At 72.2% G+C, this 17,934-nt stretch carries 17 protein-coding genes and 1 other RNA gene; 17 read left to right on the top strand and 1 reads right to left on the bottom strand.

The genetic code is table 11. The features are described 5' to 3' along the window. Positions 1–120 precede the first annotated feature (120 nt). From BKA22_RS01125 to BKA22_RS01045, 17 genes are all read left to right on the top strand, one after another. Positions 121–1,347 carry a TadA family conjugal transfer-associated ATPase gene (locus tag BKA22_RS01125; protein ID WP_146954801.1) on the top strand — a complete coding sequence of 409 codons (1,227 nt, stop codon included), beginning with the start codon at positions 121–123 and terminating at the stop codon, positions 1,345–1,347. A gap of 3 nt (positions 1,348–1,350) precedes the next feature. Beyond that, positions 1,351–2,211 (top strand): type II secretion system F family protein, encoded by an 861-nt coding sequence (locus tag BKA22_RS01120; RefSeq protein WP_146954800.1) that lies wholly within the window; start codon positions 1,351–1,353, stop codon positions 2,209–2,211. Continuing rightward, the gene (locus BKA22_RS01115) at positions 2,208–3,140 is read left to right on the top strand and encodes a type II secretion system F family protein (protein WP_146954799.1); all 933 of its coding nucleotides are present in this window, start codon (positions 2,208–2,210) and stop codon (positions 3,138–3,140) included. The genes BKA22_RS01120 and BKA22_RS01115 overlap by 4 nt, the downstream gene beginning before the upstream one ends. Before the next feature lie 105 nt (positions 3,141–3,245). Continuing rightward, positions 3,246–3,476 carry a hypothetical protein gene (locus tag BKA22_RS01110; protein WP_223203760.1) on the top strand — a complete coding sequence of 77 codons (231 nt, stop codon included), beginning with the start codon at positions 3,246–3,248 and terminating at the stop codon, positions 3,474–3,476. Next, complete coding sequence (locus BKA22_RS01105; protein WP_218866790.1) at positions 3,473–3,847, top strand: TadE family protein; 375 nt, start codon at positions 3,473–3,475, stop codon at positions 3,845–3,847. The genes BKA22_RS01110 and BKA22_RS01105 overlap by 4 nt, the downstream gene beginning before the upstream one ends. Continuing rightward, positions 3,844–4,335: a pilus assembly protein gene (locus tag BKA22_RS01100; RefSeq protein WP_307725909.1), complete on the top strand. Its 492-nt coding sequence runs from the start codon at positions 3,844–3,846 to the stop codon at positions 4,333–4,335. The genes BKA22_RS01105 and BKA22_RS01100 overlap by 4 nt, the downstream gene beginning before the upstream one ends. Next, a complete protein-coding gene (locus BKA22_RS01095; protein ID WP_223203759.1) occupies positions 4,332–4,829 on the top strand; it encodes a pilus assembly protein TadG-related protein in 498 nt (165 codons plus the stop codon). The genes BKA22_RS01100 and BKA22_RS01095 overlap by 4 nt, the downstream gene beginning before the upstream one ends. Positions 4,830–4,868: 39 nt before the next feature. Further along, entirely contained in the window at positions 4,869–5,987 is a 1,119-nt protein-coding gene (gene prfB, locus BKA22_RS01090) for a peptide chain release factor 2 (RefSeq protein ID WP_146954798.1), read from the top strand. A 238-nt stretch (positions 5,988–6,225) separates the two neighbouring features. Then, positions 6,226–6,915: a cell division ATP-binding protein FtsE gene (ftsE, locus tag BKA22_RS01085; RefSeq protein WP_146954797.1), complete on the top strand. Its 690-nt coding sequence runs from the start codon at positions 6,226–6,228 to the stop codon at positions 6,913–6,915. A gap of 12 nt (positions 6,916–6,927) precedes the next feature. Then, positions 6,928–7,842, top strand: a complete 915-nt coding sequence (gene ftsX, locus BKA22_RS01080; protein ID WP_146954796.1) for a permease-like cell division protein FtsX — start codon at positions 6,928–6,930, stop codon at positions 7,840–7,842. A 1-nt stretch (position 7,843) separates the two neighbouring features. Then, a complete protein-coding gene (locus BKA22_RS01075) occupies positions 7,844–9,136 on the top strand; it encodes a M23 family metallopeptidase (RefSeq protein WP_146954795.1) in 1,293 nt (430 codons plus the stop codon). Positions 9,137–9,277: 141 nt separating this feature from the next. Beyond that, the gene (gene smpB, locus BKA22_RS01070) at positions 9,278–9,748 is read left to right on the top strand and encodes an SsrA-binding protein SmpB (RefSeq protein ID WP_146954794.1); all 471 of its coding nucleotides are present in this window, start codon (positions 9,278–9,280) and stop codon (positions 9,746–9,748) included. Then, a complete protein-coding gene (locus BKA22_RS01065; protein ID WP_146954793.1) occupies positions 9,745–11,682 on the top strand; it encodes a DUF2207 domain-containing protein in 1,938 nt (645 codons plus the stop codon). The genes smpB and BKA22_RS01065 overlap by 4 nt, the downstream gene beginning before the upstream one ends. Positions 11,683–11,784: 102 nt before the next feature. Continuing rightward, positions 11,785–12,840, top strand: a complete 1,056-nt coding sequence (locus tag BKA22_RS01060) for an ATP-dependent DNA ligase (RefSeq protein WP_146954792.1) — start codon at positions 11,785–11,787, stop codon at positions 12,838–12,840. 129 nt (positions 12,841–12,969) lie between these two features. Further along, positions 12,970–14,631, top strand: coding sequence for a methyl-accepting chemotaxis protein (locus BKA22_RS01055; RefSeq protein WP_146954791.1), 1,662 nt, complete (start codon positions 12,970–12,972; stop codon positions 14,629–14,631). Positions 14,632–14,686: 55 nt separating this feature from the next. Further along, positions 14,687–15,054, top strand: a transfer-messenger RNA (tmRNA) gene (ssrA, locus tag BKA22_RS01050). 76 nt (positions 15,055–15,130) lie between these two features. Then, positions 15,131–16,306 carry a tyrosine-type recombinase/integrase gene (locus BKA22_RS01045; protein WP_179561586.1) on the top strand — a complete coding sequence of 392 codons (1,176 nt, stop codon included), beginning with the start codon at positions 15,131–15,133 and terminating at the stop codon, positions 16,304–16,306. A 168-nt stretch (positions 16,307–16,474) separates the two neighbouring features. Here BKA22_RS01045 and BKA22_RS01040 read toward each other — a convergent pair whose 3' ends face one another. Next, a complete protein-coding gene (locus tag BKA22_RS01040; RefSeq protein ID WP_146954789.1) occupies positions 16,475–17,863 on the bottom strand; it encodes a competence protein CoiA family protein in 1,389 nt (462 codons plus the stop codon). Positions 17,864–17,934 lie beyond the last annotated feature (71 nt).

Genomic DNA, 17,934 nt, shown 5'->3' with positions numbered 1-17,934 from the left:
GTCGGCGCCTGGCCGGTGCTCTAGTGTGCGAGCGCGAAGCGGGAGAAAACGGACATCCACGTCACCGCCCCCGAGCGCGGGCGGCGCGGACGGGAACGGGCAGCAGGGGCGGGTGGTGGCATGGAAGGCGTGGCGATCCTCGAGCACGAGGTCCGCGAGCTCATCCGTCGCCGTGGCGTCGACCCGGTACGGGACCGGGCCGGCGTGGTCGCCCTCGTCACGGACGCGATCGCCGACTACGACGAGCGCTCGGTCGTCGGTGCGGTGCCCCCGCTGGTCGACCAGGTGGCCGTGCACAAGGCCGTCGTCGACGCGGTCGCCGGGCTCGGCCCGCTGCAGCGCTATCTCGACGACCCGGAGGTCGAGGAGATCTGGATCAACTCCCCGACGCAGGTCTTCGTCGCCCGGCGCGGTGAGCCGGAGCTGACGACCACGATCCTCACCGACGGTCAGGTGCGTGACCTGGTCGAGCGGATGCTCAAGGTGTCCGGGCGGCGCCTCGACCTGTCCAGCCCGTTCGTCGACGCGAGCCTGCCGGGCGGGGAGCGGTTGCACGCCGTCATCCCCGACGTCACGCGGCGGCACTGGTCGGTGAACATCCGCAAGTACGTGGTGCGGGCCAAGGCGCTCGACGACCTCGTCGCGCTCGGCTCGATGCCCCCTGCGGTCGCAACCTTCCTCAACGCCTCGGTGCGCGCAGGCCTGAACATCCTCGTCTCGGGGGCGACGCAGGCGGGCAAGACGACGATGCTCAACGCGCTCGGCGGCGCGATCCCGGCGCGTGAGCGGGTCATCTCGTGCGAAGAGGTGTTCGAGCTGCGTCTCGAGCACCGCGACTGGGTCGCGATGCAGTGCCGCCAGCCGAACCTGGAGGGCACGGGCGAGATCCCGCTGCGCCGCCTGGTGAAGGAGGCGCTGCGCATGCGCCCGAGCCGGCTGCTGGTCGGCGAGGTGCGCGAGGCCGAGGCGCTGGACCTGCTCATCGCCCTCAACGCCGGCGTGCCGGCGATGTGCACGCTGCACGCGAACTCGGCCCGCGAGGCGCTCACCAAGCTGTGCACGTTGCCGCTGCTCGCGGGCGAGAACGTCTCGGACCGTTTCGTGGTGCCGACGGTCGCCTCTGCGGTCGACCTCGTGGTGCACCTGGACGTGGACGTCTCGGGTCGTCGCCGGCTGCGTGAGGTGCTGGCCGTGCCCGGCCGGGTCGAGCAGGGCGTGGTCGAGGCCGCCGAGATCTACGCGACCCGCGACGGGCGCCTCGTGCGCGCCGACGGGTACCCGCCGCACGTCGAGCGGTTCGCCCGGCTCGGCGTGGACCTGCCCGGCCTGCTGCAGGGACGGGTCTGAGGCGTGGGCGTCGTCGTCGGGCTGCTGCTCGGGGCGGGTCTGGCCTGCGTGTGGTGGTCGTTCTGGGCCGATCCGCCGAGGCCTGGCGGGCGGGTGACCGCCTGGCAGCAGCGCACGCAGGACACCCTCATCCAGGCCGGCATGGTGGGCGCCACCCCGCGTGGCCTCGTGCTGACGAGCGTCGCGACCGCCCTGGTCGTGCTGGTGCTCGCGCTCGCGGTGACGCGCACGGCCGCGATCGCGGTCTGCTTCGCGGCGTTCGGTGCGGCCGGCCCCTGGGCACTCGTGCGAGGGCGTGCGCGCCGTCGGCTCGCGCGCTTGCGGGCTCTGTGGCCCGAGGTGGTCGACCACCTGGGCTCGGGCATCCGTGCGGGGCTCTCGCTGCCCGAGGCCGTCGCGCAGATCGGTGAGCGCGGGCCGCTCGAGCTGCGGGTCCCGTTCCTGGCGTTCGCCGAGGACTACCGGGCGACGGGTCGGTTCGGGGAGAGCCTCGATGCGCTCAAGGCGCGCCTGGCCGACCCGGTGGCGGACCGCATCGTGGAGGCGCTGCGGCTGACGCGCGACGTCGGCGGCACCGACCTGGGCCGGTTGCTGCGGACGCTGTCGACCTTCCTGCGCGAGGACCTGCGCACGCGCGGCGAGCTCGAGGCGCGCCAGAGCTGGACCGTGTACGCCGCCCGGCTCGCGGTGGCCGCACCGTGGATCGTGCTCGCGCTCCTGGCGACCCGGCCGGAGGCCGCCCGGGCGTACGACACGGTCGCGGGCTTCGTCGTGCTGGTCGCGGGCGGGGCGTGCACGGTCGTCGCGTACGCCGTCATGCTCCGGGTGGCCCGGCTGCCCGAGGACCCGCGGGTGCTGCGATGAGCCCGTCGGCGGTGGGTGCGCTCGTGGGGCTGCTCGCGGGCGGCGGCGTGCTGCTCGTCGTGTGGAGCATCCGGGGGCGTCGGATCACCCTCGACCAGCGGCTGGCGCCCTACCTGCGCCCGCGCCGGACGACGTCGGGTCTGCTGCGGGCGCCGTCGGCCCGGTCTCCGTTCCCGACGGTCGAACGGGTCATCGCCCCGGTGATGGCCGACGGGGTGCGGCTGGTCGCACGGATCGGCTCGCCGGCCGCCGACCTGAAGGCGCGGCTGGTCCGGGCGGGTCGGCCCGAGACGGTCGAGCAGTTCCGTGCGGGTCAGGTCGTCTGGGGAGCGCTCGGTCTGGCTGCCGGTCTCGGGCTCGCCCTCGTGCTGGCCACGACACGGGGGTCGTCGCCGGTGGTGCTCGCCGTGCTCGTGGCGCTCGCCGGGCTGACCGGCGCGCTGGCGCGCGACTGGGCGCTCACCCGGCAGGTGCGGGCACGGGAGGCGCGCATGCTCGCCGAGATGCCGACGGTCGCCGAGCTGCTCGCGCTCGCGGTGGGCGCCGGGGAGGGTGCGGCAGGGGCGCTGGAACGTGTGGTGCGCTCGACGCACGGCGAGCTGAGCCGTGAGCTCGGCCGCACGCTCGCAGACACGCGGGCGGGCGCACCGTTGACCCTCGCACTGGACCGGCTCGCCGACCGGACCGGCCTGCCTGCGCTCTCACGGTTCGCCGAGGCGGTCTCGGTCGCCATCGAGCGCGGCACCCCGTTGGCAGACGTGCTGCGGGCGCAGGCCCAGGACGTCCGCGAGGAGGGTCGCCGGGCGCTCATGGAGGCGGGTGGGCGCAAGGAGGTCCAGATGATGGTGCCCGTCGTCTTCCTCATCCTGCCGGTGACCGTGCTCTTCGCCGTGTTCCCGAGCGCCGTCGTGCTTCAGGTGGGCCTGTGACGGCTGCCGTCGGCCGGCTCCCCATCTGCCGGCGCTCCACGTGCTGTCCCGGCCCTGACCCCGTTCCCGGCGGCACCCGTCGCCACCCCTGCGAGGAGGACCCTCATGACCTTGTCCCGACTGCGTGCACTGCCCGTGAGGGTGCACCTGGCCGGCCGTCGCCTGGCAGACCGCGTCACGGCGGAGGGCCGCGAGCGGGGCGACGTCCCCGGCTGGGTTCTGGTGACGCTGATGACCGCCGGTCTGGTCACGGCCCTGTGGCTCGTGGCGGGACCGGCACTGCAGAAGGTGTTCACGGACGCGATCGCCTCGGTCTCGGGCCCCGGCGCGCCCTGACCGACGACGCGGGTTCGGCGATCGTCGACTTCGCGCTCGTCGGCGGCCTGCTGACGCTGCTGTTCGTCGCGGTGCTGCAGCTGACGCTCGCCCAGCACGTGCGCAACACGCTCGTCGACTGCGCGGCGGAGGGTGCCCGGTACGCGGCGGTGCAGGGCCGGACCGCGGACGACGGGGTGGAGCGCACGCGCCTGCTGGTCTCGCAGTCGCTGTCGGCGGGGTATGCGGACGACGTCACGGCCGTGCGGACCACGCGCGACGGGCTCGACGTGATCGAGGTGCGGGTCTCGGCGCCGCTGCCGGTCGTGGGGCTGATCGGGCCCGCGGGCAGGCTGTCGGTGGTCGGCCACGCCCTCGTGGAGGGTCCGTGACCGGGCGGTTGCGTCGCGTGGTCGGCGCGATCCGTCTGCGGGGCGAGGGGTTCGCCCAGGCTGAGGACGAAGGCTCGGCCGTGCTGGAGTTCCTCGCGGTGTCGGTGGTGCTGCTCGTGCCGCTGGTGTACCTGGTCCTGGTTCTCGGGCGTGTGCAGGCGGCGACGTTCGCCGTGGAGGGCGCAGCCCGGACGGCGGCACGGGCGTACGTGGTCGCGGACGAGCCGGACGAGGGCGCTGCACGCGCGGTCGCCTCGGTCGGGCTCGCGTTGGAGGATCAGGGCTTCGACGACGCCCCCGAGGACGCGCTGACCCTCACGTGCACGTCGGTGCCGTGCCTGGAGCCCGGCAGCGAGGCGGTGGCCCGGGTGCAGGTGTTGGTGCCGTTGCCGTTCGTGCCGTCCTTCGTGCGCTCGGTGGTGCCGCTCGAGGTGCCCGTGAGCGCGGAGCGGACGGCCCCGGTCGACGCGTACCGGGCGGCGCCGTGAGCGCGCCCACGCCTCGGAGGCTCGGGGGCGCGCTCGCTCGTCGGCTGCGGGGCGACGACGGGCAGGTGACGCTGCTGACGATCGGGTTCGTCGCGGTCGCCCTCATGCTCGTGGTCGTCGTGGTGTCGGCCACCGGGGTGCATCTGGAGCGCAAGAGACTGGTCGCGCTGGCCGACCTGGCGGCGCTCGACGCGGCGGACGCGTTGTCGAGCGAGCAGTACTTCGGCGCCGGTGTCGGGCAGGGGTTGGTCGGCGACGGCCTTCCGCTGCGTGACGCGCAGGTGCAGGACGAGGTCGCCCGGTACGTGGCCGCCGACGCTGCCGAGACCTCCCGCTGGGCGCAGTTCGCCGTGGTCGAGGCGGGCACGCCGGACGGGCGCACCGCGACGGTCCGTCTCGCGGCGGTCGTACGTCCTCCGCTGCTCGGCTGGGTGCTCGCGCCGTGGTCGGGCGGCGTGACGATCGAGGCCGAGTCGTCCGCACGGGCCTCCTGAGGCGGGTTCGGGGCCGTCGGACCGGTAGCCTGGACGGTCGTGGCCACCACCGACTTCCCCGCCGAGCTCCGTGATCTGCGCACCACCCTGGACTCCATCCAGGCGGTGAGCGACCCGACCGCCCTGCGCGCCAAGATCGCCGAGCTCTCCGAGCAGGCGTCGGCGCCGGACCTGTGGGACGACCCCGAGTCGGCGCAGAAGGTCACCAGCGCCCTGTCGGCCGCGCAGTCGGAGCTGGACCGCGTGCAGAAGCTGCGGGGGCGCATCGACGACCTCGAGACGCTCGTCGAGATGGCCACCGAGGACGGCGGCGACGCCGACACCCTTGCCGAGGCCGAGAACGAGCTGCTCGGGATCCGCAAGGACCTCGGTGAGCTCGAGGTCCGCACGCTGCTCGCGGGCGAGTACGACCAGCGCGAGGCCGTCGTGACGATCCGCTCGGGTGCGGGTGGCGTCGACGCCGCCGACTTCGCCGAGATGCTCATGCGCATGTACCTGCGCTGGGCCGAGCGGCACGGCTACCCGACGTCGGTGCTGGACACCTCCTACGCGGAGGAGGCGGGCCTGAAGTCGGCGACGTTCGAGGTGAAGGTGCCGTACGCGTTCGGGCACCTGTCCGTCGAGGCCGGCACGCACCGCCTGGTGCGCATCTCGCCGTTCGACAACCAGGGTCGCCGCCAGACGTCGTTCGCGGCGGTCGAGGTCATCCCGCTCATCGAGCAGACCGACTCGATCGAGATCCCCGAGTCGGAGATCAAGGTCGACGTGTTCCGCTCGTCGGGCCCGGGTGGCCAGTCGGTCAACACGACCGACTCCGCGGTGCGCATGACGCATATCCCGACGGGCATCGTCGTGTCGATGCAGAACGAGAAGTCGCAGATCCAGAACCGCGCGGCCGCCCTGCGCGTGCTGCAGTCGCGCCTGCTGCTCGTGCGTCAGGCCGAGGAGAACGCGGCGAAGAAGGCCATGGCGGGCGACATCAAGGCCAGCTGGGGCGACCAGATGCGCTCGTACGTGCTGCACCCGTACCAGATGGTCAAGGACCTGCGCACGGAGTACGAGGTCGGCAACACCTCGGCGGTGTTCGACGGTGACATCGACGGGTTCCTCGAGGCCGGCATCCGCTGGCGTCGCGGGCAGCAGGTCGCGGACGCCTGATCCTGCGCGCGTCCCAGCCCCAGTCCGCGTCCCTGTCCCCGTTCGGGCCCGGGTCCGGGTCCGCGTCCGCGGGCTCGCGCCCGCTGTGACCCGATATGGGAGGCGACCGGTGAGCAGGGGTTCCTGTGACCCGGCGGGGGACCGGCGTGTCACGGCCCGACTGCTCCGAACGGGTGCCTAGTCTCGTCGAGGCCAGCAGCAGCACCCGCCCTGATCCCGAGACCTGGCCCAGAGTGCAGTGATCCGACTCGAGAACGTCACCAAGGTCTACGCGCGCGGCGCCCGGCCTGCCCTGGACCGTGTGTCCCTGGACATCGAGCGCGGCGAGTTCGTGTTCCTCGTCGGTGCGTCCGGCTCCGGCAAGTCGACCTTCCTGCGGCTCGTGCTGCGCGAGGAGCGGGCGACGGCCGGCAAGGTGTTCGTGGCGGGCAAGGAGCTCGGGTCGCTGTCGGGCTGGAAGGTGCCGCAGCTGCGCCGGCAGATCGGTGCGGTGTTCCAGGACTTCCGGCTGCTGCCGAACAAGTCGGTGTTCGAGAACGTGGCGTTCGCGCTGCAGGTGATCGGCAAGCCGCGCCACCACATCCTGACGACCGTGCCGGACGTGCTGGAGATGGTGGGCCTGGCGGGCAAGGAGAAGCGTCGCCCGCACGAGCTGTCCGGTGGTGAGCAGCAGCGCGTGGCGATCGCGCGGGCGTTCGTGAACCGGCCGCCGATCCTGCTGTGCGACGAGCCGACCGGCAACCTCGACCCGACGACCTCCCTGGGGATCATGCGCCTGCTCGACCGGATCAACCGCACGGGCACGACCGTGGTGATGGCCACGCACGACGACGAGATCGTCGACCAGATGCGCAAGCGCGTGATCGAGCTGTCGACCGGTGAGCTCGTCCGCGACCAGTCGCGCGGCGTGTACGGCTCGGACCGCTGAGGGGGCCGGGACGTGCGACTCCAGTTCATCCTGTCCGAGATCGGGATCGGCCTGCGCCGGAACCTGTCGATGACCGTCTCGGTCATCCTCGTGACCTTCGTGTCCCTGACATTCGTCGGTTCGGCCGCGCTGCTGCAGACGCAGATCGGCAAGATGAAGGACGACTGGTACGACAAGGTCGAGGTGTCGGTCTTCCTCTGCCCGCGCGACTCGGCCGAGCCGACGTGTGCGAGCGGTGAGGTCACCGAGGCGCAGAAGGCGGACATCCAGGCGGCGCTCGACGCGCCGGAGATCAAGCCCTTCATCCAGGACATCTTCTTCGAGTCCAAGGAGGAGGCGTTCACCTCGTTCCAGAAGCAGTTCGGCGACCAGTTCTGGGCGGCGGCCACGACGGCCGACGACATGAACTCCTCGTTCCGCATCAAGCTGACCGACCCGCAGAAGTACCAGGTGGTTGCGGACGTGGTGGCGGGGCGGCAGGGCGTGGAGGACGTGCAGGACCAGCGCCGGTTGTTCGACCAGCTGTTCCTCGTGCTGAACCGGGCGACGCTGCTGGCCGGTGGCCTGGCGGCGGTGATGCTGCTCGCGGCGGTGCTGCTGATCACGACGACGATCCGGCTGTCGGCGCTGAGCCGTCGCCGGGAGACGGGCATCATGCGGCTGGTCGGCGCCTCGACGCTGTTCATCCAGCTGCCGTTCATGCTCGAGGGGGCGATCGCGGCGACGGTCGGTGCCGCGATGGCGATCGGCGGTCTGTGGCTGGGCGTGGAGTACATCGTCAAGGAGTGGCTGGGCAGCTCGCTGACCTGGGTGCCGTACGTGGACGCCTCGGACGTGTGGGCGATCGCGCCGATCCTGCTCGCGGTGGCGATCGGCCTGGCGGCCGTGTCGTCGCTGGTGACCCTGAGCCGCTACACGAAGGTCTGACATGACGCCCAAGCGCAAGCGGCTGCTGTCCGCCCTCCTGGTCCTGCTGGTGGTCGGTTCGGCGGCGGTCGCGTCCCCGGCCGGGGCGGACGACCTGGACGACAAGCGGGAGGCGGCGCAGGCGCGGGCGGACGCGGCCGATGCCGCACGTGAGGCGGCCGAGGCCCAGCTCGAGGAGCTCGACGGGGCGGCGCAGCAGGCCGCTGCGGACCTGATCGCGGTCGAGGCGCAGCTGCCGGCCGCGCAGGCGCGTGTGGATGCGGCCGCGGAGGCGCTGGCGAAGGCCCAGCGTGAGCAGGCCCTGATCGCCGACCGGCTGCAGGCGGCGCAGGACGAGGAGCAGGCGGTCGTGACGACGATCGCGCAGGACGACGACCGGGCCACGCAGATCCGGGCGGCGATCGGGCAGATGGCCCGGGAGGCCTACAAGTCGGGGACGGACGCCTCGGGTCTGGACGTGGTGCTCGGGGCGGAGAGCAGCGAGGACTTCGTGCAGCGCTACGGGCTGCTGTCGACCGCGTTGCGCACGCAGTCGCAGGTGCTCGACGAGCTGAGCGCGATCGAGTCGGCGAACCGCAGCTCGCAGGCCCGCCTGACCGCGGTCAAGGAGCGGATCGCGGAGCTGAAGGCGGAGGCGGACGCCAAGGTCGCCGAGGCGGATGCCGCCCGGCAGGAGGCCACCGCGGCGAAGGCGGCGATCGACGACCTGGTCGCGCAGCAGACCGCGAAGAAGGCGGCGCTGGAGAGCCAGCGGGCGGACATCGAGGCGCAGCTGGCGAAGATCGACGCGGAGCGCTCGGCGGTGGAGAGCGAGCTGAACGCGATCATCGCGGAGCAGCGGGCGCGCGACTCGGCCAACCAGGCGCCGACGGGTTCGGTCAGCGGTGCGCTGTTCGGCAACCCGACGAGCATCAGCCCGATCTACGTGACGTCCGAGTACGGCATGCGCCTGCACCCGACCCTGGGGTACGTGCGTCTGCACGCGGGGATCGACCTGCGCACGTACTGCGGGACGCCGATCTACGCGGGCCGCGACGGCACCGTGGTGTGGGCCAAGTCGCGGTACGGGTTCGGCAACCAGGTGATGGTCGACCACGGGTTCTACCGGGGCAACTCCCTGATGAGCAGCTACAACCACATGACGTCGTTCGTGGTGAGCGCGGGGCAGTCGGTCTCGCAGGGGCAGCTGCTGGGCTACTCGGGCAACACGGGGACGTCGGCTGCCTGCCACCTGCACTTCGAGGTGTACGTGAACGGCGCGACGGTGAACCCGCGCCCGCTGCTCGGCCTGTAGCCCGTCGACGCCGGGGTCGGTATTGCTCTCGGTCGCGCCGGTGCGGGCCGGTAGGCTCGACGGTCGGCGACGTGACACCGGCGCCCACCCCTGCACCACGGCACGAGGCCGCCCGGTGCGTGACGAAGGAGGACGTGAGCCGTGGCCAAGGAGGCGGGGCGCAAGCTCGTGGCGTCGAACCGCAAGGCCCGTCACGACTACACGATCGAGGACGTGTTCGAGGCCGGCCTGGTGCTCAGCGGCACCGAGGTGAAGGCGTTGCGCGCCGGCCGGGCGTCGCTGATCGACTCCTGGTGCGAGGTCGAGGGCGGCGAGGCGTGGCTGATGGGCGCGCACATCTCCGAGTACGCGCAGGGCACCTGGACGAACCACGCGCCGCGGCGCAAGCGCAAGCTGCTGCTGCACCGCGAGGAGATCGAGCGGCTGGAGTCGAAGACGCGCGAGAAGGGCCAGACGATCGTCCCTTTGCAGCTGTACTTCCTCGACGGGCGCGTGAAGGTCGAGATCGCGCTCGCCCGCGGCAAGAAGGACTGGGACAAGCGGCAGGCGTTGCGCGAACGGCAGGACAACCTGGAGTCCGAGCGGGCGATCCGCGAGCGGCGCGACCGGTGACGCGGCTGCGGTCGGTGGCGGGCCCGCGCGCCCGCCGGGTGCTCGGTGCGCTGGTGGGTGCGGCGGCTGCCGTCCTGCTGGTCGGCGCGTCGGCGCCGGCGTCGCCGGTCGTCGTGCCGGTGGTGGGGGGCGCGGCCGTGCCGGCCGCAGCGCCCGTGGCGGTGCCGGACGTGACGAGCGGGCGGGAGATCGTCCGCTACGACGTCACGGTCGACCTGGACACCGACGGTGTCGCGCACGTGGTGCTGGACCTCGACTTCGACTTCGGTGACGACCCGGGTCACGGCCCGTACCTGACGCTGCCGATCCGGCAGGGGACGGACAGCGGGCAGGACCGGCTGTACGAGATCACGGACGTGACGGCGTCGAGCAGCACGGGCGCCCCGGCGAACCTGGACGTCTCGGACGACAACCGGGTGATGACGATCCGGGTGGGCGACGAGGACGTCGACGACGTGCAGGGCGTGCAGACGTACCGGATCGCGTACACGGTCGACGGCTGGGTGAACCCGGCGAACGAGCAGCACTCGGGCGACGAGCTGTACTGGGACGTCATCGGCTCGTGGGACATCCCGATCTCGGGGTTGAGCGTGCAGGTCACGGGCCCGGTCGCGGCCGAGGGTGCGGTCTGCTTCGTGGGGCCATCGGGGTCGACGACGCCGTGCGACTCGGCCTCGGTGGTCGACGGCGCGGGGGTGTTCCGGCAGGGCACGGTCCAGGCGGGCGACTCGTTCACGGTGGTGACGGGCTGGCCGGGCGGGACGTACGACGCGGCACCGATCCTCGGTCCGGCGTACGACGAGCTGATGCCGCTGCGTCCGGTCACGCCGCTGGGCGGTGTCTCCCTGGTGGTGGCTGCGGTCGGGACGTTCCTGGTGATCCGGCGGGTGCGGCGCCACGGGCGCGACCAGGCGTACCTGGGCCTGACGCCGGGGCTGCACCCGGCGCCCGGCCAGGCGGTCGCGACGGGGTTCCGGGACGGGCGCGAGCCGGTGTCCGTGCAGTTCACGCCGCCGGACGACGTGCGTGCCGGTGAGGTCGGCACCCTGGTCGACGAGGTGGCCGACCCGGTCGACGTGACGGCCACGCTGGTGGACCTGGCGGTGCGCGGGTACCTGCGCATCGAGGAGGTCCCGCGCTCGAACCCGAAGAAGAAGGTCAAGGACTGGACCCTCGTGCGGCTGCGCGAGTCGGGCCCGGAGCTGCTGCCGTTCGAGGCGACGCTGCTCGCAGAGGTCTTCGAGGGTCGCGCGGCCGTGAAGCTCTCCGACCTGCGTACGACGTTCGCCTCGTCGATGTCGAAGGTCCAGGACCTGCTGTACAAGCACGTGACGGCCGTGGGGTGGTTCACCGCCGACCCGAAGGCGGTGCGCCGGCGCTGGTTGGTCGCGGGCTTCCTGTTCCTGGTGCCGGGGGTGCTGCTGACCATCGCGACGGCGGGGGTTCCGGTGCAGGTGCCCGGTGCGGCGTGGTTGGGCATCGCCGTCGTCGTGGTGGGTGTCGTCGTGATGCTGAGCGCGAAGGCGGCTCCGGCGCGCACGCCGGCCGGGACGGCGGTGCTGGCGCAGGCGCTGGGCTTCCGTCGGTACCTGGCCACGGCGGAGGCGGAGCAGATCCGCTTCGAGGAGGGTGTCGACATCTTCAGCCGGTACCTGCCGTTCGCGATCGCGTTCGGGCTGACGGACCGGTGGGCCCGGGTGTTCTCCGAGCTGGCGGCGCGCGGGGCGGTGCTGCCGCAGCCGACCTGGTACATGGGCACGCACATCGGCCCGGGGCCGTTGTGGATGACGTCGTTCGCGGGGTCGATGGACCGCTTCACGACGACGGCGACGAGCTCGTTGACGGCGCCGACGCCCGGGTCGTCGGGCGGTTCGGGGTTCTCGGGGGGCTTCTCCGGCGGCGGTGTCGGCGGTGGTGGCGGCGGCGGCTGGTGACGGTCGCCTGGTGATCGCCTTCGGCTGAGCGGCAGGGGGGTCGTTCGCGGGTGCCGCGTGCGTGCGCTGGCCGGGTCGTCGGGTCCCGGCCAGACTGGCGCGATGGACCTGCCCGTCATGCCGCCGGTCGACCCGATGCTGGCCACGTCCGTCCCGACGATCCCCGCCGGCCGGCTGTACGAGCCGAAGTGGGACGGGTTCCGCGCGGTCGTCTTCCGGGACGTCGACGAGGTCGAGATCGGCTCGCGGAGCACCAAGTCGTTGCAGCGGTACTTCCCGGAGGTCGTCGACGCGGTGCGGGCGCACCTGCCGCAGCGGTGTGTCGTCGACGGGGAGATCGTGGTGCCGTCGTCGACGAGCGGCGGGCTGGACTGGGACGCGCTGCTGGCCCGCGTGCACCCGGCCGAGTCCCGGGTGCGGCTGCTCGCGCAGGAGACGCCGGCGCTGCTGGTGCTGTTCGACGTGCTCGCGGCCGGGGGTCAGGACGTCAGGGGGCTGCCGTTCGCCGAGCGGCGCACGCTGCTGAACGGGATGGTGGTGCCGGGCGGTCCGGTGCACGTCACGCCGCAGACGGCTGACCCGGCCGAGGCGCAGCGGTGGTTCGCGCAGTTCGAGGGCGCGGGTCTGGACGGTGTGGTCGCGAAGGACCCGGCCTCGACGTACCAGCCGGGCAAGCGGGTGATGGCGAAGATCAAGCACGAGCGCACGGCGGACTGCGTGGTCGCCGGGTACCGTCCGCACGCCTCGGGCCCGGACGCGGTCGGCTCGCTGCTGCTGGGGCTGTTCACGGACGACGGGGTGCTCGCTGCGGTCGGAGTCGCGGCGTCGTTCCCGATGGCGGTGCGTCGGGCGATGGTGAGCGAGCTCGCGCCGATGGTGACGAGCCTGGACGAGCACCCGTGGGGCGAGCAGGCCGCGGGCCGTACGCCGCGGGAGGCCGAGCAGTCGCGGTGGGCGCGCGGCAAGGACCTCTCGTTCGTGCCGCTGCGCCCCGAGCTGGTCGCGGAGGTGGCGTACGACCATCTCGAGGGTGACCGGTTCCGGCACACGACGCAGCTGCGCCGGTGGCGTCCGGACCGTGACCCGGCCTCGTGCACGTACGCACAGCTGGAGGAACCGGTCAGCTACGACCTGCGGGACGTCCTCGCAGGTCAGTGAACCGTTACCGCGCGGTAAGGCTCACTCGAACGGGTCCGCGGGGACTCCTCAAGTCGGGGTGGACGGCTGCCGATCAAGCGGTCGAGCGGAGGCCAAGGAAGGCACCGCCCTGCACGAGGAGTTGCCGCGATGAAGCTGGTCCCTGCCGTTGCACGCCCGCATCGCCCCCGTGTCGGAGTCCGGGGCCGGATCCTCGGGGCGGTCGTCGTCGGATCGCTCGCGTCGGTCGGGATCGGTGTCGCCGGGCTCGTGGCCCTGCAGTCGGCGAACACGGCGACCGAGGACATCTACTCCGAGCACCTGATCGGTGTGGAGAGCGTGGCCACGATCCGCCGGCTCACGGTGGAGATGCGCGGGGCCGTCTCCAGCCATGCGCTCGCCTCCGACGCCGACGACTTCCGCCGCTACGCCACGCTGGTGGTCGACCTGGACGGGCAGATCGACGACGCCGTGGCCGAGTACGAGGCGGGTGCGCAGGGCGAGCAGCTCACCGCCGCGCAGGACTACGCCACCGCGCTCGAGGAGTACCGCACGCTGCGCGACGACACCCTCATGCCGGCCGCCGAACGCGGGGACCTGGACGTGTGGCGCACGCTGCGCGACGGCAAGGTCACGGCACCGACCGTGCAGATGAACACCGCGCTCACGACGCTCGTCGAGCTGGAGAAGGGCGCCGCCAAGGACGCGATCGCGAGCGCCCAGTCGGACGCGACGACGAGCCGCCTGCTGGTGATCGCCCTCGTCGTGGTCGGTCTGGCCGCCGGCGCGGGCCTGGGTGTCGCGGCGGCACGCTCCGTGATCGGTCCGCTGCGGCGCATCCGGGCGGTCTGCGACGGGCTAGCCGACGGCGACCTGACGGTCGAGGCCGGCCTGACGTCGACCGACGAGGTGGGGCGCATCGGTGCGGCCATCGACACCGCGGTCGAACGGCTGCGCACGATGGTCGGCACGATCGACGGCTCCGCGCAGGCCCTGGCCGGGGGAGCGGCGCGGCTGTCGCAGACGGCCGAGCACATCGCCCAGCAGGCCGTCGACGCCCAGACCCAGTCCGGTGCGCTGGCCGACGCCGCCGAGCAGGTCTCGCGCAGCACGCAGGGCGTGGCCGCGAGCACCGAGGAGATGGAGGCGTCCATCGCCGAGATCGCCCGCAACGCCGCCGAGGCCGCCCGGGTGGCCGGGGAGGCCGTGGCTGCGGCCACCGGCGCGAACGAGACCGTGGCGCAGCTGGGGGAGTCCAGCCGCGCGATCGGTGAGGTGGCCCGCACGATCGCGAAGATCGCCGAGCAGACGAACCTGCTGGCCCTCAACGCCACCATCGAGGCAGCCCGGGCGGGAGAGGCAGGCAAGGGCTTCGGCGTCGTGGCCGCGGAGGTCAAGGAGCTGGCCCGTGCGACGGCCGCCGCCACCGAGGACGTCAGCCACCGGGTCGAGCTGATCCAGCGGGACACCGAGATCGCCGTCGGCGCGATCGCCGGGATCGGCGAGGTCATCGACTCGATCCACGAGTTCCAGTCGACCATCGCCAGCTCGGTCGAGGAGCAGACCGCGACCGCCTCCACGATGACGCACGGCATCGGCGACGCCGCGACCGGCACCGCGCAGATCGCGGACGGCATCGAGACGGTCGCGGCCGCGGCCACCGCCACCCGGGACGGTGCGGCGCAGTCGCGCGAGGCCGTCGCCGGGCTCGTCGACCTGGCCGAGGAGCTGCGCGGCCTGGTCAGCCAGTTCCGGTTCCGCCTCGACGTCGAGCCGGGAATCAGGGAGACCGCGTCGGCGTTGGGCAGGTAGTCTGAGACCGCCGACGCGCCGGGTGACCGGGGCGCAGGCGTTTGACAACTGCACAGGGGGTGATCGGTTTCGACGGTGGTCGTCGAGCCAGGAGAAGCGTGTCGAGAACGCACGGTTATCTCGTTAACGATCCGCGCAAACTTATAGGTGCCGATTCCAAGCGCACCGACTTCGCCCTCGCCGCCTGAGCGAGCCTCGAAGTCCGTCAGCCTGAGTACGCTCTCGACTCAGTAACTGGCGTCATCTAGAGAGCCACTGCTTGTGACCTTCGTCAGTGGGGTTGCAGGGACTTTTAGCTGACTGGGCCCGTCCGCTGCTTGTCTGCGTGACAGCGGGGGCCGAGAAAATCAATAGCAGACTGCACACGGAGAAGTCCTGGTTCCATGTCATCGGACGCGGGTTCGATTCCCGCCACCTCCACCCCTGTGACCTGCAGCAATGCCGGTCGTGTTGACCAGAAGGTAGCCATTCGTTGACTGCGATGGCTACCTTCTGGCGTATGGCCTCGATTCGTGAACGTCGGCGCCGTGACGGCACGCGCGCGTTCGCGGTGCTGTGGCGTGACCCGGTGACGGGCCGCCAGACCTCGCTCACCTACGACGACCACCGCGACGCCGTGGTGGCCCGCCAGCTCATCGAGGCCGCCGGCGGTCACGCCATGGAGGCCGCCCGGATCGCCGACGGCGTGCGTCATCGTGGACCCACGGTCGACGACGTCATCGCCGAGCACATCGAGCTGCTCACCTCCGTCGGCGCCGACACCCGCCACCACTACCGCCAGCAGCTCGCCTCGCACATCTCGCCCGTGCTGGGCGCCTACTCGGTCAAGGCCATCGGCTACCGGCACGTGGTCGGCTGGGTGCGCTCGATGATGGACCGCGGCTACGCCCCCAAGACGATCGCCAACGTGCACGGCCTGTTCTCCGCCGCGATGTCCACCGCCGTGCGCCTGGGCTACCGCGACGACAACCCGTGCGTCGGCATCGAGCTGCCCAAGTCGCAGGCCACCCACGACGAGATGACCGTGCTCACGCGCGAGGAGTTCGCGCTGCTGCTGTCCAAGATCCCCGCGTTCTACCAGTCGCTCGTGCTGCTGCTGGTCGCCACCGGCCTGCGCTGGGGCGAGGCCACCGCCCTCACCGTCGCCGACCTCGACCTCACCTCGACGCCCGCCACCGTGCGCGTCACCAAGGCGTGGAAGCGCGACGAGGCCCGCCACTGGTACGTCGGACCCCCCAAGACCAAGCGCGCCCGCCGCACCGTCTCCCTGCCCGACGACCTGGTCACCGTGCTCCGTCCCCTCATCGCCACCAAGACCCCCGGCGACCTCGTGTTCCCCAACACCATCGGCCACCAGCTCTCGTCCTCCCGGTTCTGGACCACCACCTGGACCCCCGCGCTGAACGCCGCCACCAACCCCCTGCTGCCCGACGGCACCCCCGACCTGGCCGCACCCCGGCTGACCAAACGCCCCCGCGTGCACGACCTGCGGCACACCCACGCCTCGTGGATGATCGCCGCCGGCGTCGACCTGTTCGTGCTGCAGCGCCGGCTCGGGCACGAGTCCATCCACACCACCACCGAGACGTACGCGCACCTGATGCCCGACCAGCAGTCCGCCGCGGCGGCTGCGGCAGGGCGGGCGATGAGCGGGCTGGTCGTGCCGCCACAGTGACGGGCGGCGGGCAGCGCGTCATCGCGCCGTCTATCGGTCGCCGAGGGTGACGAGGGCGGCGTCATCGCTCGGTCTATCGGCAAGGTGTAGGGCGAGGGCGGCATCCACAGGTCCGGCATATGCACACGGCCACAGGATGGCCGCGTGCTCGTGGTCGTGTGCCGGGAATCAGTCAGCTGGTTCGTTCATCGCACGCCAACGTTCGACCCCGCCGCGGGTCTCGAGCGAGATCCAGTCGTCGGCAACGAGCGCAGCGAGCACCTCGCCCTGGTCGGTTTCGCCGAGACCCTGGAGCGGGAGGTCGGCGATGGGGCCAGCGACGGAGAGCACTGTCGCCACATAGGCGCACGCCATCGCCGTTCGGCGGAGGTCGTCAGGCAGCGCGCTGACAGCTGCCCACGACTGGATTGCCGCCCATTGTCCGTACTCGGGATGCTGGCGCTCGACTTCGAGCGCGCCTCGCCGGACGGGTTCCGGCCTCAACGCCCCGGCACTCCACAGGCTGGTCTGCCGCGCCGCAGCCTGCTCCGTGTGCACCCGGGGCCGAGGAACGGGCACCGCAGCGGGAGGCGTCGTGGCGCGGGCCGGGCGCCATACAGCTCGGCGTTCCCGGGCTCGCTGCTCGCGGACCTCCCGGCGTGCAGCGGCTTCCAGCCACTCGGCGTGCAGCGCGGCGGCGCGTTCCGCTTGCGCGCTCTTCGCGCGAGCGCTCACTTCGAGCCACAGGCGATGATGTTCGTCGTCCGCATTGGTCATCTGCGCCCGGAGTCCCGGCAGGTCGATGACGCCGGACGCCGCCCGGGCATTCGCGATGGGCCACCGGGTCTCGACGATCGCCTGCCCGTGCAGCAGCCTCTCGGGATGGGTGCCGCGCGCCTGCAGGCGCTGGGTGACAGCAGGCCCGTCGCCGAACGCAACGGTGCCCGCCGACGGGTCAATGAGGAGCATCGGGTGCCGCCGTGCGAGGACGGCCTCGAAGACCGGAGGCAGGGCCCGGGTGCGGTCGTCCACGGCGTGCCCTCGTCCGACCCGGTCGTAGCGGCGCCCGCCGAAGAGCCACACGTCGCGAACGCCGGCCGCTTCGTAGTCGGCGTGCCGCGCCGCCCAACTCTCTTCTGTCAGGGCGGCGAACTGGACCTCGTACCCGACTCGCTGCCCGTCCAGGAGCCTCAGGAGGACATCCGGGCGTCGCCCGTTCTCAAGCTCGATCGTGTCCACGTCGATGTGCGCCGTCGGGTATCGGGTGCGCAGCCACATGCCCACCAAGTTCTTGGCCGTGTGGTGCTGGATCGTCTCGGCAGCGTGCCGACCCGCTCCGTGCCTGTGGGCGAAGTGATCTCGCCTCGAGCCCGCGCGCACGATGAGTCGGCGGTCATCGCAGTCGCCGATCGGACAGACGAGTCGCCCCTCACGCGCGTCGTCGCGGAAGGCGTCCGCCTGTGCCTGGCCGAGGTAGATCAGCGGCGCCTCATCCGGCAATCGAGTGTCACGAGCAAAGACCTGGGCCGTCGTGACCTCCGGGTGGCGGCGCCCGACTCGAACGCGCCCCTCGCTCATACAGTCGTATCGGTCATAACTGCGGTGTCCTCAAGCACGGACGGCTGCTCCAAAGCGCCGCGACTCACCGG

Origin of the sequence: Cellulomonas soli (assembly GCF_013409305.1) — a bacterium.
Classification (GTDB): Bacteria; Actinomycetota; Actinomycetes; order Actinomycetales; family Cellulomonadaceae; genus Cellulomonas; species Cellulomonas soli.
This window is presented reverse-complemented; position numbering and strand designations above follow the sequence as displayed.

Coding starts and splice junctions, on each gene's coding strand:
- BKA22_RS01040 (WP_146954789.1), bottom strand. CDS start 17,863: ATGAGCGAGGGGCGCGTTCGAGTCGGGCGCCGCCACCCGGAGGTCACG.
- BKA22_RS01075 (WP_146954795.1), top strand. CDS start 7,844: ATGACGCCCAAGCGCAAGCGGCTGCTGTCCGCCCTCCTGGTCCTGCTG.
- BKA22_RS01060 (WP_146954792.1), top strand. CDS start 11,785: ATGGACCTGCCCGTCATGCCGCCGGTCGACCCGATGCTGGCCACGTCC.
- BKA22_RS01045 (WP_179561586.1), top strand. CDS start 15,131: ATGGCCTCGATTCGTGAACGTCGGCGCCGTGACGGCACGCGCGCGTTC.
- BKA22_RS01110 (WP_223203760.1), top strand. CDS start 3,246: ATGACCTTGTCCCGACTGCGTGCACTGCCCGTGAGGGTGCACCTGGCC.
- BKA22_RS01055 (WP_146954791.1), top strand. CDS start 12,970: ATGAAGCTGGTCCCTGCCGTTGCACGCCCGCATCGCCCCCGTGTCGGA.
- BKA22_RS01125 (WP_146954801.1), top strand. CDS start 121: ATGGAAGGCGTGGCGATCCTCGAGCACGAGGTCCGCGAGCTCATCCGT.
- BKA22_RS01115 (WP_146954799.1), top strand. CDS start 2,208: ATGAGCCCGTCGGCGGTGGGTGCGCTCGTGGGGCTGCTCGCGGGCGGC.